Below are 15,499 nucleotides of genomic sequence, written 5' to 3' on the forward strand. Positions count from 1 at the left end.
CGGGACGGCAGCGTCCAGCAACCTACGTAATAACAAGGTCAGGGCCCGAATTACAAATGCAGCAACGCCGATGGATCGACTGAACCCCGGCGGGCTTCCCGGCGAAGTCAGCTTACGATTTCAGGATCGCGTGCACCGACGTCTGCGGGTTGACCCCCGTGAGCCGCATATCCAGTCCCTGCGACTGGAACGTGAAGCGGGAATGATCGATGCCCATGCAATGCAGGATCGTGGCATTCAGGTCATGAATGTGCACCGGGTCTTTGATGACATTATAGCTGAAGTCGTCGGTTTCCCCATGAACAATGCCCGGCTTCACGCCGCCGCCCGCCATCCAGACACAAAAATTGCGAGGGTGGTGATCGCGGCCGTAATTCTCGCGGGTCAGCTTGCCCTGGCAGTACACCGTGCGGCCGAATTCTCCCCCCCAAACGACCAGGGTGTCGTCGAGCATGCCCCGCTCTTTCAGGTCCTGAATCAACGCCCAGGCGGGTTGATCGACATCGTGACACTGATTGACCAGATCGCGGGCGATATTGGCGTGCTGATCCCAACCGCGGTGGAAGATCTGCACGAAACGCACGTCCCGTTCCGCCATTCGACGGGCCAGCAGACAGCTCGCGGCAAACGTCCCCGGCTTCGTGACATCCGGGCCATATTTTTCCAGCGTCTCCTTCGTCTCGTCGGACGTGTCGACCAGTTCCGGCACCGACGACTGCATGCGGAAGGCCATCTCGGCCTGTTCGATTCGGGCCCGCGTCTGAGGATCGGCCCACTGCGAGTACGCCTGCTCGTTGAGTTCGTTCATCCGATCGAGCATTCGCCGCCGCATCTCGCGATCGATGCCGCTGGGATTGGACAGGAAGAGCACCGGATCGCCCTGCGATCGCAGCGAAACGCCCTGATGCCGCGTCGGAAGGAAAGCGGATCCCCAGAGTCGATTATAGAGAGCCTGTGCTTCCGGCCGCCCGGTCCAGGAAGGTGTCATCACGACGAACGAGGGAAGGTTGTCGTTGATGGAGCCCAGTCCGTAGCTCAGCCACGAACCGAGACTGGCCCTGCCAGGCAATTGATTGCCGGTGCAGATGTAGGTGATCGCGGGATCGTGATTGATCGCCTCGGTATTCACGGTCTTGATGATGGCCAGGTCGTCGACCATCTTCGCCGTGTAAGGAAGCAACTCACTGACCCAGGCTCCCGACTGCCCGTGCTGAGCGAATTCGAATTTCGAGGGAGCAATCGGCAGCGAACTCTGTCCCGACGTCATCGTGGTGATTCGCTGGCCCTTCTGGACGTCGGGCAGAGAGCGGAGATCTTTGTCGAACAGATCGTCGAGTTTCGGTTTGTAGTCGAACGTATCGAGCTGAGAGGGAGCTCCAGCCATGAACAGATAAATCGCCCGTTTCGCCTTCGGAGCAAAGTGAGGCAGATCGGGTAATCCCTGGGAAGAATCGGTCGGCGTATTCGCCAGCGCAGAACCTCCCAGCGACGCCAGAGCAGCCGTGCCAAGCCCCAGCGATGCCTGGCCGAAGAAGTGGCGTCGCGTGAGTTGCAGCCCTAATGATTCGCGAAGCGATTCGCCGTCTCGCTGTGACCAGAACGATTCCATTGAAGTACCTCGAAATGAACTCGATTCAATTGGCAGATCGACGCGTGCCACTGGCTTCGTCAATGCGACGAAAGCCGTCTTTCAGAACTGACCGAGTCAGTTGTACGTTCGATCTTGCCTGCGTTTCTCAGCGGGGAATGATGACGTCGACCTCGCAGAACTGATACGGCGTCGCGGCGTACGCTTTGGCCATCGCCTGCAGGGTGCCCCAGCGGGTTTTGTGGTTGGGACTCTCCAGCTTGGGCATATCGGACGGAAGTTTCAACAGCAAATCCTTCCGGATCACCATGGCTCGCATCTTCCGCGTACGGACATCGCCATCGGCTTCATTGGTCAGACAAACAAGAAAGGTGACCGGTGTCACGGGCAAACCGGCTTCCTGGGCGATTTGGCCTGCGGAATATTTCTCCGAGATCTCGTTGAGCACCGCGTTCAGAAAGTACCAGCAGTCGTCTTGGGGGACCGGAATAATCGGCTTGCCGGGAACTGTTTTCGTCGCGTGCGACTGCAGTGTTTTCACGGCATGTTTATTGAGAAAGATGTCTTCCGCATCCTTCTCGATCAGCGTGCGGATCCGAAGGGTGCCGTCGGTGATCTGGTTCAACGAAACGTTGAGCCGATCCATGAACTCGCGTCTGGTCCAGTCGCGGCGTTCGCGTCGGCGTCCGAAGTACCAGCCAACGACCATGAAGGCGGCCGCCGTCAGGATTTTGATCCAGTGGTCCTGCAACTCTTCCGAGACCGCGCGAATGAACTCAGTCAGCATGGGATGCTCCGTGCGGAGGTTACTGATACTCGGCTGGATCGCTCAGCCCGGCTTCGGCGAATCCCTGCAGGCGCAGCAGACAGGCATCGCACTGGCCGCAGGCTCGCCCCTGCTCGTCGGGATCATAACAGGTGTGCGTCAGCCCGTAATCGACGCCGAGTTCGGTCCCTTTGCGAACGATCTCCGCCTTGGTCATGTGAATGAGCGGGGCATGAATCTTCCATTGCTCCCCTTCAACGCCCGACTTCGTCGCGAGCTGAGCGACATGTTCGAACGCCTCGATGAAGGCGGGCCGACAGTCGGGATATCCACTGTAGTCGACGGCATTCACGCCGATGAAGATATCGCAGGCACCCACACTTTCCGCCCAGCCCATCGCCAGGGAGAGAAACACCGTATTCCGAGCCGGAACATAGGTGACCGGAATGCTGTCGTTCATTTCCTTGACGGACCGCGACTTGGGGACGGGAATGTCGGAGGTCAATGCCGAGCCCCCGAAGGCGGCCACATCGAGAGGCAGGACGACGTGCTGCTTCACGCCGAATTCCCGGGAGAGCTTCGCGGCTGCATCGAGCTCAAAATCGTGCCGCTGACCGTAACTGAAGGAGAGGGCGTAGATCTCGAACCCCTCCGCTTTAGCGATCGCCAGCGTCGTCGACGAATCGAGTCCGCCGCTGAACAGAACCACGGCTTTACGTTTCATGAGTCGATCCTCTCATCCTGTTCGGGATGTTCAGCAGACCCTTTCAGGCCGCAAAGTTTACCCAGCTTGACCAGCAGTTACCGATAGAAACGGAGTGAGCCGCTTATTCAGTATATCCGTTAAATTCGTGCGTCCACAACACGGCGAACGGCCGATCATGATGACAACCCGAACCCGCCTGGGGAGGAGATTGCCCTATTATGCCGTCACGAATTCTCGCCGTCATCTTACTTTGTGGAGCCGCCGTCAGCCTGACCGGTTGCCAGTGCTACCGCGTGACCTGGCTGTATGCCGATGTCATCGACGCGATTGCGGACACGAAATGGAAACTGGACCCGCTTTACGAGCCGGGGCTCGATCTGAGCCGCATCGGAATGCCCGACTGGCAGCGGTTCGGGATCAACCACCTGCTCTGTCCGTGCGCGGATGGGCGTTGCTGTCCCCATTGTCGGAAATGCCGAAACGTCTACTATCCGGCCGAATACCGGATGAAGTACTGGGCCTACCTGGCGGAAGAAGAAGCCGAAGCGGCCCGAGGGGATGCGAACCTGCTGGATTCGGACCCCGAACTGATGCCAGTTCCCGAGATGATCCCGCTGCCGGAGCCATCCGGAGTTCCCTCCGGGGAAACGACCGACGTCCCCCAGGTTCCCGCGCCGGTTCCTGAAGCGGATGAGCCGATCGAAGTTCCCGTCGAATAACCGGCTCCGCTGTTCGCTCTTTCAGCGGATCTGAGTTCGGTAGCAGGACCGGAGCCGCATCCGCTACACTGTCGGGCCGCCCGGAGAAAACGCTTCGCCGCTGTGCGACGGGTTTGCTGCGGGCATTCGGGGCTTTTCGTCTTCTCCGTGGAAATTCTGCCCCTACAATGCAAGGTCGGACACGATCGATGAGTGGGGAGGTGCGCTGGATTCGCACGAAGTTCCTTCAGCGGTCTGAAATACGGTAGCCGAAAACAGTTGGAGGTTAAGCGTGGATCTGGATGCGTTACTGTCCGTTACGGGCGGCTGGCTCTCAGGGAAGGGTGATGAGTCGGATGTGGTGGTTTCCAGTCGCATCCGTCTGGCGCGGAATCTGGCGCAGTATCCGTTTCTCACCCGCACCGACGACCAGACTCGGCTCGAGATCGAGCAGACGCTCCGAGACGCCGTCTCTCAGCTGCACCGTCGTGCGGCTGCCCGTTCCGAATCCGTCGGCGAAGCCGCCTCTTCAGCGCGAAAAGCAGCACCGGGCGGAGACACGAACGATTCGAGTCTTTACTACGACGACCTGGCGTTCATCGACGTGGAAGTTCTGTCCCGCATCGATCGGCAGTTCCTGATGGAGCGTCAGCTTATCAGCCGGGAGCTTTCCGAAGCTTCCGGGCCGCGAGCCGTCGTGATCGGCAACAGCCAGCAGACCAGCGTGATGATCAACGAGGAAGATCATCTGCGGATGCAAATCCTCCGCAGCGGGTTCAATCTTGATGACTGCTGGGCGGAAATGAATCGGCTCGACGATGCGATCGAATCGCAGGTAGCCTACGCCTTCCACGAACAATTCGGCTATTTGACCGCCTGTCCGACCAACGTCGGCACCGGGATTCGCGTCAGTGTGATGATGCACCTGCCGGCTCTGGTACAAACCCGGGAGATTCAAAAGGTCTTCCAGGCGATGCAGAAGATGGGCCTGGCCGTACGCGGACTGTACGGAGAAGGCAGCCAGGCCATGGGCGACTTCTACCAGATCTCGAACCAGATCACGCTCGGCAAGAACGAAGTCGAGATCATCGATATGATTCGCGACGTGGTGCCGAACATCATCAATTACGAACGCCGCGTTCGCAAAGCTCTGGTGACCGAGAGTCATCAGCAACTGCACGATCAGGTGGCCCGGGCGTATGGCATTTTGCGAAATGCCCAGACCATCAGCTCGGAAGAAACCCTGCACCTGCTGTCGAGCCTGCGGATGGGCGTGAATCTCGGATTGATCGAAACGCCTGATCTAAGTCTGGCCAATGAGCTGTTCATTCAGACGCAGCCTGCTCATCTGCAGAAACGCTATTCCCGCGAACTGAGCTCGGCCGAACGCAACACCGCCCGGGCCGGTTATCTCCGCGAACGCCTCTCTGAAGCCGAAGGCGACGAAGACTAATCTCCCGGTACCGGCGGCATCCTGCCGCCGAAGGGAGTCGGCAAGCAGAGATCACGGTCCGTGTTGATCGACGGTCCTGCATTCCGCCCGGACGTCCAAGGACTCCACCCAAGTAGGGAGACGGTCACGCACACTCGGCGGCAGGATGCCGTCGCTACGGAACAGGGTGTGGAAACGAAACAAGGCAGGCCGAAGCCTGCCTTGTTGAGAATCGTCGCTCCTGCGGGCCTCAGGCTGAAAAAGCGAGGACGCGGTGCAGTTCTTCGATCGTCGTTTGACCGGAGAGGACTTTGTTCTTGGCGGCCTGCTCCAGGGTGATCATGCCGCGGTCGAGTGCCAGTCGCTGCAGTTCGCGGGCGGATCTGTTGCGGAGAATCGCCTCGCGAATCTCGCTGTCGACGACGAGCACTTCGAAGACGCCGGTCCGTCCGCTGAACCCCGTGTGAAAGTTGCAGTCGGCAGGCACGCCGCGTTTCAGAGTCACCGATTCCGACTGAGCGGGATCGATTCCCAGGAACTCGCAGGCGGCCTGGTCGGGATGATACTCCTCGTTCGACTCGGTGCACACTTTGCGGAGCAGACGCTGAGAGATCACACAGTTCACGCTGTCGGCGATGAACATCGGCGGAATGCCGAAGTCGCGGAAGACATCGATCGTCGCTGTCGTCTCATTCGCATGCAGAGTGCTGAGCACCCGGATTCCAGTCAGACCGGCTCGCACGGCGATGTGGGCGGTTTCGGGATCGCGAATTTCCCCCACCATGATGACGTCTGGATCCTGTCGCAGGACGCCACGGAGTGCCTCGGCAAAACTGAAATCGATCTTCTGCTCGACCTGAATCTGGTTAACGCCATCCATCCGCCGCTCAACCGGGTCTTCGATCGTGATCAGACTCCGCATCGGATCATTGAGCAGACTGAGGCAGCTGTACATCGTGGTACTTTTTCCGGAACCAACAGGGCCGACGCTCAGAATCATTCCGTGAGGGGAATGGATCTGCTTCCTGATCTTTTCCGTCTGCGCGCTTTCGAGCCCGAGCTGTTCGAGAGAGACGAAGTCGGCTGAGTTCGGCATCAGTCGCAGGACGAGACGCTCGCCATAGAGAGTTGGCCCGCCGCCGACACGAATATCGCGTTTCCCTTTGAGAACGGCGTTGGAGATGTGGCCGTCCTGAGCGTAACGTCGCTCCGTGATGTCCATCCCGGCCATCAGTTTGAGGCGGGAGATGACCTGCGAGGTCATTGCCGGTGAGAGCTGGAGGATATCGTGGAGGATACCGTCGACACGCAGTCGAATCCGCAGGCCATCCGGGCGGGGATCGAAATGAATGTCGGTGGCACCGAGTTCGAAAGCCCGTTCGAGGAGCAGATCGACAAGCGGGCCGGGACCAACGACGTCGATCAGGCTGCGAAGCTCCTCCTGCAGGGCCTTCTGCCGCACTTCTCCCCCAGGGTGAGTGAATCCATCCTCAGTTTCGACCGACTGCTCATTGCTCATGGTGTCCACTCCTTTGCATTCAGGACTATTCGCCGGATTGATCGACGTTTCAGTTCAGTGATTTCCCGATGTGATCGTGGATATTGATGAAGACCATTTTCACGAATTCTTAAGCTCTTGGTAATTTGTCGGGAAAATGAAAGGACGCTCTCCATTTATTGCGGAGCGAAGGGGTTGCCTTCGGGCAGAGTACTGGTCGCCGCCGGAGCCGGTTCGGTTGTCAGAACGGGCGGCGGAGTCGTCAGCTTGACGGTATCTGCCGGACCATACGCCGGACTGGTCATTTCTGGCGCGGGGACTTCAGGAACCGAGCGGATCCGGGGTTCAACCGCAGCGGAGGTTTCCGACGTGCTTTCGGGAACGGGCTCTACCACCCTGATGACTTCCGGCCGAATCCCGAAGATTCCCGGATTGAAGGCGAACACGGCCAGGCCGATGCAGATCAACAGAAGAATGCCGGCCACAATCCACCCCGCACTGCCGGAGGACTTCGTCGTCCCCGTGCTGTTCGGCATCGCACTCCCTTTGAGGCCGAGAGCTTGACGAGCTTCTTCGGTCGTGTTGACTATCGGCCAGACACGGTCGAGCGAGGCCAGTTTCAAAACCTCTCGAACACCATCGTTCGGGCAGACAACGCTGATCTTGCCCCCTCGGGCCTGAGCAGCTTTCCAGACCCGGACGATCAGAGCGACCATGGCTGAGCCCATATAACTCAACTGCGACAGGTCGATGATGACCTGCGGGTTCTTCTGCGTCGCCATGGCGTTCAGGACTTCGGTACCGATCGAGTCGATATCGCCCCATTGAACGTTATTCAACTGGGGCAGCAGTCTCAGGATTGAAACATTGCCTTCCTGGGTTAACTCGAACGACTGTTCTGCTTGTGTCACCACATTCTCCAGATCGGTATAAGAGAAGCTGCCTTCGAACAAGCGGATACGATGGGACGATATAAGAAGTGATCCCGCTTTTTCGACGCGGCCATGAATACGGCGTTGATGTTGAGCATTCCATCGTTCAGGAATCTGCGGCGCCGCGCACGGACCGGGATCAAGATCGACCCCGTCAGCTTTCTGCCTGGCCCGCGGAAACCGGACGGTCACTCTGAACCTATCATAAAGCCGACTCGGGCTTAAAAACAAGAACGGTCAAAGTCTTCACCGATTTCTCACCTCGCCGCATCGCGCACGCCTGTCTACGTCCCGAAGCGATTTTCCGGACGTGGAATCCGGGGGGCTTCACCTCCTTTATCGGCGTTCGACTCCCGTTGAATTCATTCCGCTGCCGGCATCTCCTGAGGCAACGAGAATTCGATGGAACATTTGCGGCAGCGCAGTTGCTGCCCCGGCACCTCGGGATCGACATCGAAGTCCGGGTTGCCCGCGATCTCAGTGACGTCGTACTTGGCTCCACATCCGGGGCACGTGGCGACAGCCTTGCCACCGCTCATTCTGAGTTCGCCCATCGGTCCCGTCTGCACTCCCGTTGAGTCGCCCCGGGGAGCGCGGTCTCCTTCGGAACGTTGATTCTGGAACATCGTCAGCAATTCAATCGGAATCGGCATGACAACCGTCGTCTTGTCATTGCTGACATCGCTGAGGGTCTGCAGCACACGAAGCGTCATCGCTCCCGGAGAGCTTCCGAGAGTCTTGGCGGCGTCGGCGAAGATCTGCGAGACGAACTTGTCGGACTCGGCTTTGATCTTGATCGCGTTGGCTTCTTTCTGCGCTTCGGTCTCGCGCATCATCGCCCGCTGCAGCGAGTGATCGAGCTGGGCATCGGTCAGACGAATATCGAGATCCCGCAGGCCCCACTCTTTCGCATTGCGAGCCACGATCGCTTCGATCTCCTGTGCGATCTTAATCTTCTCGTTGCGAACTTCTTCGATCGTCTTGGTGCCGAGAACGTCGGCAATGGTAGTCAACGCGAGTTGTTGAATGGTGTAGCGATAGTTGCTGACATCGAGCAGAGCTTTTTCAGGATCGTCGACACGGAAGTTGAGATTGCCGGAGATCCGGACCGAGATATTGCCGTTGAGCACGATCTGCTGTTCCGGGAGATCGATTGTCTGCAACGAGCGTCTGGTCTTGGTAATCTGCTGAAAGAACGGGATCGCAAAGCCGAGACCCGGACGAACGATTCCTGAAAACTGTCCCAGCGTCAACCGGACACCAATCTCATCCTGCCGAATCACGTAAAACCCGAAGAATGTCATCACACCGCTGCTGGACATAAAAAGGCTCCCGGTTTTCTTCGTTGCTGGTGATATTCAGAGAAGATCGTGATATGCTGTTTCCGACCAGAAGACAGCGTAGCACAGTCTCGCTGGAAGTTCTTCTGCGGTCCGTCGGCCACCGGGTCAGCGCTCGCGTAACAGTGGCAAGCGGCTACGGCAGAAACTCTGTCCCGCCCTACTTTCCATCCGCGATACTCCACTCACAGGAGCCCCATTCATGACTGAAGTCAACCGTCGATCGTTCCTTCAGGGCAGCTCCGCTGCCGCCCTCGGTATGCTTTCCGCTCCGGCTTTGTTTGCCGATGCAAAATCCCCCAACGAAAAAGTTCGCATCGGCGTGATGGGCACGTCCGGACGCGGGCTGGCACTCACGAAAGGTTTCTCCAGCCTGCCCAACTGCGAAGTGGCCTGGGTCTGCGATGTCGACTCGCGGAACGTCGGACGGGCTCAGGATGTCGCCCAGACAAATCAGTCCCTCAAGCCACAGGGAACCGATGACTTCCGTCGGATTCTCGACGACCAGAATGTCGATGCCCTCGCCATCGCCACGCCGGATCACTGGCACGCCCCGGCCGGGATCATGGCCTGTCAGGCCGGCAAACATGTGTATGTCGAGAAGCCGTGCAGCCATAATCCTCGGGAAGGGGAGATGTTCGTCGAGGCGGCTCGCAAGTACGACCGTCGCGTTCAGATGGGCACCCAGCGCCGGAGTCGTCCTGGGATTCAGGAAGGAATCAAGCAACTGCACGATGGCGTGATCGGCGATGTTCTGTATGCCCGCTGTCACTACTACAACGCTCGCGGCAGCATCGGGAACGGTAAGCCGGCTTCCGTGCCCGAGTGGCTGAACTGGAAGCTGTGGCAGGGCCCGGCTCCCGACACGAAATACCAGGACAACTACGTGCACTACAACTGGCACTGGTTCTGGAAATGGGGAACCGCGGAACTCGGAAACAACGGCGTCCATTACCTCGACGTACTTCGCTGGGGAATGAACGTTGACACTCCGACCACGGTCTCCTGCACCGGCGGTCATCTGCGTCATCCCGACGATGACCAGGAAACGCCAGATACCAGCATCGCCACCTACAACTTCGGCGATAAATACATCGTCTGGGAACAGCGAAGCTGGTTCAAGAAAAGCCCGGTCGATTCGCCAGCCGCGATGACGTTCTTCGGCACGAAGGGCTCGCTGGATATCACCGGCGACGCGGGCTACACGGCTCGCGACATGAACGGCAAAGAACTCGCTTCCGGTAAAGGGAGCACGGATGAGAAAGACCATTTCCAGAACTTTCTCGATTCGATCCGCGGTGAAGCCAAGCTCAACTGCGAAATCGAAGAGGCTCATCGCAGTACGCAGCTCTGCCATCTGGGGAACATCTCGTATCGCGTCGGTCGCCAGCTGACGATCGATCCGCAGACGCATCAGATTAAGGACGATTCCGAAGCAATGAAGCTCTGGAGCCGCGAGTACTCGAAGGAATTCGAGCCCAAGGTGTGATGTCACCGCAGAGATGGCATCGTGCGTAGAAAAACGTTTTCAGGCTGGGACGAACGAAGACTCGTCCCGGCCTGTTTTCGTGCACTTCACTGGAGCAAATTCAAAATTCGACTGCAGGCGTTTGCAGGAGAAGCATGAAAATGCGTTAAGACATTTGGTCAGGGTTTCGACCTTCCGTGACAATCTCTTCTCACGAGCGCCCGTTCCGCAGAAAGTTATTCTTCCGTCTGGCAGCGATCCTGCTCGGACTGTCGCCGTTTCTATTGCTGGAGGCGACTCTCAGGATGACCGGCTGGTCACCTCCTGTGGAAGAGTTCAATCCGGTCGTCGAGTTTGTGAATCCGCAGCCGCTGTTCGAAGCGGACAAAGAATCCGGGTTGTATCGGACGCGGAAAGATCGCCTCGGCTACTTCCGTCCTGAACAGTTCCCGATCGAGAAGCCCGCGAATGAGTTCCGCATCTTCTGGCTGGGCGGGTCGACCGTGCAGGGGAGGCCGTATGCGATCGAGACGTCGTTCACGACCTGGCTGGAACTGGCGCTCAACGAGACGGACTCCACCCGCGACTGGAACGTCGTCAACTGTGGTGGAGTCTCCTATGCCAGCTATCGACTCGTGCCGATTCTTGAAGAAGTGCTCGAGTACCAGCCTGACCTGATCCTCGTCTACTCGGGTCACAACGAGTTTCTGGAAGATCGAACTTACGGAGCAATCAAACCGATTCGCGAGTTTGCCGGAGGCGCCCAGGGAGTTCTCGCCTCGTCAAAAACCGTGCAACTGGTTCGAGAGCTGACGGTCCATGACGAATCCCCTCCGCCCGCTCCACTGCAGTTCCCCGCAGAAGTCGACGCCATGCTCGACTATCAGCAGGGGTTGCAGAACTATGTCCGCGATGACAACTGGCGGACCGGCGTGCAGGCCCATTTCCGCTTCAATATCGAGCGGATGATCGCGATGTGCAGGGAACACGATCTGCCAATCATCCTGTTCAACCCGCCGCGGAATCTCAAGGACTGTCCTCCGTTCAAGTCGCTGGACTCACCCGGGTTGACTGTGGAACGGAAGCAGGAGATCCAGCGGTTATTTGCAGGCGAAGACGACGGGGAGACACGGCTCATTCGACTCAAGCAGGCGGTGCGGCTCAATCCGCGACACGCCGGTTTGAACTACGCGCTCGCTCACGAGCTATTGCAGCAGCTCGATTATGAGGGAGCAGCCGGGGCGTTCCGCCGAGCCTGCGATGAAGACATTTGTCCGCTGCGAATTCTCACGGGGATGCAGCAGGGCCTGCTTCAGCTCGCCGAGTCGACTCACACGCCGTTGATCGACATCGAGGTTCTGTTCCGAGAACTCTCGCCGACCGGTGTGCCGGGTGAGCAACTCTTTCTCGATCACGTGCACCCCACGATTGAAGGGCATCAGACAATCGCCCTCAGGACCCTGGAACGGATGCAGGAACTGAAGCTGGTTCCGGTCAGCGAGGCCCCGGAGATCAACACGCGGATTTCTGATCGCTTCCGGGAATCGATCGCGGAGCTCGATCCGATTTATTTCGCGGAGGGGCAGCGTCGACTTGGGGGATTACTTCGCTGGGCGGCGGGACGAGGCGACAAGATCCGCCGGAATCCGGCGGCGTCGGCTATGGACCGGTGATGTGATGGGCGTCGCGAAGATGACGCTCCATACAGAACTGGGCCCGCTGCGGGTCGCGATCGGTGATGGCGTCGAGAATTTCGTGGTGAGCCGTCGAGGCTCGGTGATGCTGCTCCGGATTGTGCTTCCCGCTCTCCCGCTGAGAGTACTTCACATAGGAGCCGAGCACGTTGAGCAACACCCAGAAGAGCGGATTGCCGGTCGACTTGGCGATCTGCACATGAAACTGATGGTCCGACTCGATCGACTCCGGAGTGTCGGTATCAAACGAATCGAACCGGGATGCCAGGTCCGTCAGACGATTGAGATCATCAGCCGTGCGTTTCTGGGCCGCGAGCCGAGCCGTTTGCAGTTCCAGCCCCAGGCGGACTTCGAACACATGCACGAGCGACTGTTCGCCTTCCATCGACAGCATGAGCGGGAAAAGCTTGGCGAGCGTCTCGGAGTTCATCTTCCGGACCGTCGTGCTGCGTCCGTGAGAGATATCGAGAACGCCAAGCGCCCGGAGCATTGAAAGCGATTCACGAACCGCGATCCGACTGACACCGAACTGGGTCATCAGATTTCGCTCGCTGGGAATCGGGCCGCCCACTTCCCATTGACCCGATTCGATCAGATGGATCATCTCCTCATAGAGGCGGCTGGTCGTGCTCTGCCGCTTTCCAGTCTCCTCGGTACAGTCTGTTCGACTTTCGGCCCGGTCTAAGTTCATTGGCGAGGTGACATTTGGTCTGAGGAATCTCAGCTGGTGATCCTAGTTGGGCGGCTTGCGTCCCGTGAACATGGCCAGGATTGCCAGTGCGATGAAAAGGGGAATAATTAACAAGAACTGCTTAATAAACGCTACCAGTAAAATGCCGGTAAGCAAGACGTACCACGGCAGCCGTCGGAGAATTCGCGGGTGACTTACCATGGTCGGAATGGCCAGCCACAGACACCCCATCACAATGCCAACGCGCAGCATTACAGCAATGACGCCCTGCCGGCTACTATCAACAAAAGCCAGCACCGCGCAGCCTGTCAACAACAGCAGGGCGATCGCGCCGACCTGCCACCGTTTTGCCTGGAGTTCCTGTGGATCCATGGCCGATTCTGCCGCAAAGGTGTCATCGGACGCAATGATTTCCAGCCTTTTGAGGACGAATTCGCCAAAATCCATGCCTCGGACTTGTGTCTCAGCGACAGAATCCAAAAGATTCCCCTTCCCGCCCGGGACCGCAAACCCCACGCAGAATGCCGAGGTCTTCCTTGACTCAGGACGCCAATTCCCCCGCCGCCAAGCCATCGCTTTCTCGAATCGTTGTCACGGTCTGTACGTACAACGAGTCGGAGAACATTGGCCGGCTGCTGACCGAAATCCGCAGCTCGCTGCCGGAAGCCGATATCCTCGTTATCGACGATGAATCTCCGGATGGCACCGGTCAGGTCGTTCTCGATCGAGCGGCCAGTGATCCGAAGGTTTATCTGCACAGCCGTCACGGCGAGCGTGGCCTGGGCTCTGCGACCCTGTTCGCGTTCCAGCACGTCATCGCTCAGGACTATGACATTCTGATCAACCTCGATGCCGATTTCAGCCATCATCCGAGGTACCTGCCAGAACTGGTGAAAGCGCTGCAAACGACTGATGCCGATGTGGCGATCGGCTCGCGGTATGTCGCCTCTGGATCAATTAAGGGCTGGCCCCTCAAGCGACACATCATGAGCAAGTCGATCAACTTCTGGGCCCGCAGCTGGATGGGGTTGCCGATTCGTGACTGCAGCGGCAGTTACCGGGCGTACCGATGCGATCTGCTGCGGAAGGTCGACTTTTCGGAATTCCGATCCCGCGGCTATTCCGTGCAGGAAGAGTTATTGTTCCGCTGCGCGCGAGGCGGGGCGAAGTTTACGGAAGTCCCCATCGAGTTTGTCGATCGCGAAGTGGGCGAATCGAAAATCAATATGAACGAAGCGATGAAGGCGGTGTGGATCATCGCCCGCTGCGGCCTGGAGCCGAAGAAGAAAGGAACGACGGAACGTGTCTGATCTACGCGCCTGGGACAACACTGAACTGTGGCATCCCTTCACTCCCATGACCGCCTGGGGCGAGGAACAGGCCCCGATCATCAAATCGGGTGAAGGGTTCTATCTCACCGACGTCGATGGCCGACGCTATCTGGATGGCATCTCCTCGCTCTGGTGCAACGTACACGGACATCGCGTCCCGGAACTGGATGCGGCGATTCGGGACCAGCTCGACAAAGTCGCTCATTCGACATTGCTCGGCCTGTCGAGTCCGCCCGCCATTGAGCTCGCTCACGAACTCGTGCAGCGGACGCCGAACGGTTTGAATCACGCCTTTTTCTCAGATGCCGGGGCCACTTCTGTTGAGGCCGCACTCAAGATGGTTGTGCAGTTCCATCATCAGAAGGCACAGCCTGAACCGGAACGCCGGATCTTCGTTCGCGTGGCCGAGTCGTATCATGGAGACACCTTCGGTTCGGTGGCCGTCGGCCGGGTCGAAGCCTTTCACCGCCCCTTCAGCGGCATGCTGTTCGAAACGCTGACGGTGCCGAGCCCGGTTGCCTATCGCGTTCCGCCAGGCTACGACGCCGCATCGTGGCTGAAGCACTGCTTTGATCAGGTCGAATCGACGATCGCCGAGCATCGCGATCGCATCGCCGGCTTCATCATGGAGCCGATCGTTCAGGGAGCGGCCGGGATTCAGGTGCACACCCCCGGCTATCTTAAGCATGTTCGCGAAGTGACCGCTCGACATGGAGTGCCGCTCATCACCGATGAAGTCGCCGTCGGCTTCGGCAAGACCGGAACGATGTTCGCGTGTGAACAGGAACAGGTCGTGCCCGATGTCCTGTGTCTGGCCAAAGGAATCACCGCTGGCTATCTGCCGCTGGCGGCAACGATGGTCACATCCGAGATCTACGACGCCTTTCTCGGCCAGCCGCACGAAGGCCGCACGTTCTATCACGGCCACACCTACACGGGAAATCCGCTGGCCGCTGCCGTGTCTCTGGTCAATCTGAGATTGTTTGATGAGCGGAATGTTCTCGGGAACGTCGCCGAGATTACTGAGCAGATGAAGAGTCGACTATCCGAGCTCAACGATCATCCCCACGTCGGTGAAGTCCGGCAGAAGGGGGTCATGGTCGGCATCGAACTGGTCATTAATCGCGACACGAAACAGCCGTACGGACCCGAGGTGCGGATCGGACACGAGGTGACGCTGGCCGCCCGGCGGCGGGGAGTGATTATTCGACCTCTCGGGAACGTGATCATCCTCATGCCGGCCGTCGCCATGCCGGCAGCCGAGATCGACGAACTCTGCGATGCGACGATCGCCTCGATTCGCGAAGTGTGTGGCGAGACCGCGCTCTCCGCGAAAAATCGGTGAACGTCAAGAC

At 58.6% G+C, this 15,499-nt stretch carries 14 protein-coding genes; 6 read left to right on the top strand and 8 right to left on the bottom strand.

Features of this window, described 5'->3' with window-relative positions:
• Window positions 1–112: 112 nt before the first annotated feature.
• The 3 genes from L1A08_RS12695 to queC form a co-directional block, all read right to left on the bottom strand.
• Complete coding sequence (locus L1A08_RS12695) at window positions 113–1,609, bottom strand: DUF1501 domain-containing protein (protein WP_238756780.1); 1,497 nt, start codon at window positions 1,607–1,609, stop codon at window positions 113–115.
• Window positions 1,610–1,736: 127 nt separating this feature from the next.
• Window positions 1,737–2,375, bottom strand: coding sequence for a hypothetical protein (locus L1A08_RS12700; RefSeq protein ID WP_238756782.1), 639 nt, complete (start codon window positions 2,373–2,375; stop codon window positions 1,737–1,739).
• A gap of 19 nt (window positions 2,376–2,394) precedes the next feature.
• Window positions 2,395–3,078: a 7-cyano-7-deazaguanine synthase QueC gene (gene queC / locus L1A08_RS12705; RefSeq protein ID WP_238756783.1), complete on the bottom strand. Its 684-nt coding sequence runs from the start codon at window positions 3,076–3,078 to the stop codon at window positions 2,395–2,397.
• Between the two features lie 200 nt (window positions 3,079–3,278).
• Here queC and L1A08_RS12710 point away from each other — a divergent pair, with 200 nt between their 5' ends.
• Window positions 3,279–3,779 carry a hypothetical protein gene (locus L1A08_RS12710; protein ID WP_238756784.1) on the top strand — a complete coding sequence of 167 codons (501 nt, stop codon included), beginning with the start codon at window positions 3,279–3,281 and terminating at the stop codon, window positions 3,777–3,779.
• Between the two features lie 271 nt (window positions 3,780–4,050).
• Window positions 4,051–5,211, top strand: a complete 1,161-nt coding sequence (locus tag L1A08_RS12715; protein ID WP_238756785.1) for a protein arginine kinase — start codon at window positions 4,051–4,053, stop codon at window positions 5,209–5,211.
• Between the two features lie 229 nt (window positions 5,212–5,440).
• Here L1A08_RS12715 and L1A08_RS12720 read toward each other — a convergent pair whose 3' ends face one another.
• The 3 genes from L1A08_RS12720 to L1A08_RS12730 all read right to left on the bottom strand — a co-directional run bounded on the left by L1A08_RS12720 (window position 5,441) and on the right by L1A08_RS12730 (window position 8,942).
• The gene (locus L1A08_RS12720; RefSeq protein ID WP_238756786.1) at window positions 5,441–6,709 is read right to left on the bottom strand and encodes a GspE/PulE family protein; all 1,269 of its coding nucleotides are present in this window, start codon (window positions 6,707–6,709) and stop codon (window positions 5,441–5,443) included.
• Between the two features lie 155 nt (window positions 6,710–6,864).
• Window positions 6,865–7,599 (bottom strand): STAS domain-containing protein, encoded by a 735-nt coding sequence (locus tag L1A08_RS12725; protein WP_238756787.1) that lies wholly within the window; start codon window positions 7,597–7,599, stop codon window positions 6,865–6,867.
• 383 nt (window positions 7,600–7,982) lie between these two features.
• A complete protein-coding gene (locus tag L1A08_RS12730) occupies window positions 7,983–8,942 on the bottom strand; it encodes an SPFH domain-containing protein (protein WP_238756788.1) in 960 nt (319 codons plus the stop codon).
• A 220-nt stretch (window positions 8,943–9,162) separates the two neighbouring features.
• Here L1A08_RS12730 and L1A08_RS12735 point away from each other — a divergent pair, with 220 nt between their 5' ends.
• Both L1A08_RS12735 and L1A08_RS12740 read left to right on the top strand, forming a co-directional pair.
• Entirely contained in the window at window positions 9,163–10,449 is a 1,287-nt protein-coding gene (locus L1A08_RS12735) for a Gfo/Idh/MocA family protein (protein WP_238756789.1), read from the top strand.
• Window positions 10,450–10,625: 176 nt separating this feature from the next.
• Window positions 10,626–12,101: an SGNH/GDSL hydrolase family protein gene (locus tag L1A08_RS12740; protein WP_238756790.1), complete on the top strand. Its 1,476-nt coding sequence runs from the start codon at window positions 10,626–10,628 to the stop codon at window positions 12,099–12,101.
• On the opposite strand, the gene L1A08_RS12745 is transcribed toward L1A08_RS12740, so the two are convergent.
• Both L1A08_RS12745 and L1A08_RS12750 read right to left on the bottom strand, forming a co-directional pair.
• Window positions 12,088–12,813, bottom strand: a complete 726-nt coding sequence (locus tag L1A08_RS12745) for a FadR/GntR family transcriptional regulator (RefSeq protein WP_261362865.1) — start codon at window positions 12,811–12,813, stop codon at window positions 12,088–12,090. The genes L1A08_RS12740 and L1A08_RS12745 overlap by 14 nt on opposite strands.
• A 42-nt stretch (window positions 12,814–12,855) precedes the next feature.
• The gene (locus L1A08_RS12750) at window positions 12,856–13,260 is read right to left on the bottom strand and encodes a hypothetical protein (protein ID WP_238756792.1); all 405 of its coding nucleotides are present in this window, start codon (window positions 13,258–13,260) and stop codon (window positions 12,856–12,858) included.
• A gap of 89 nt (window positions 13,261–13,349) precedes the next feature.
• On the opposite strand from L1A08_RS12750, the gene L1A08_RS12755 reads away from it, so the two are divergent.
• Both L1A08_RS12755 and bioA read left to right on the top strand, forming a co-directional pair.
• Window positions 13,350–14,123, top strand: a complete 774-nt coding sequence (locus tag L1A08_RS12755; protein WP_238756793.1) for a polyprenol monophosphomannose synthase — start codon at window positions 13,350–13,352, stop codon at window positions 14,121–14,123.
• The gene (bioA, locus tag L1A08_RS12760) at window positions 14,116–15,489 is read left to right on the top strand and encodes an adenosylmethionine--8-amino-7-oxononanoate transaminase (protein ID WP_238756794.1); all 1,374 of its coding nucleotides are present in this window, start codon (window positions 14,116–14,118) and stop codon (window positions 15,487–15,489) included. Before L1A08_RS12755 ends, bioA begins: the two co-directional genes overlap by 8 nt.
• Window positions 15,490–15,499: the final 10 nt, after the last annotated feature.

It is taken from the genome of Rubinisphaera margarita (assembly GCF_022267515.1).
GTDB classification, from domain to species: Bacteria; Planctomycetota; Planctomycetia; order Planctomycetales; family Planctomycetaceae; genus Rubinisphaera; species Rubinisphaera margarita.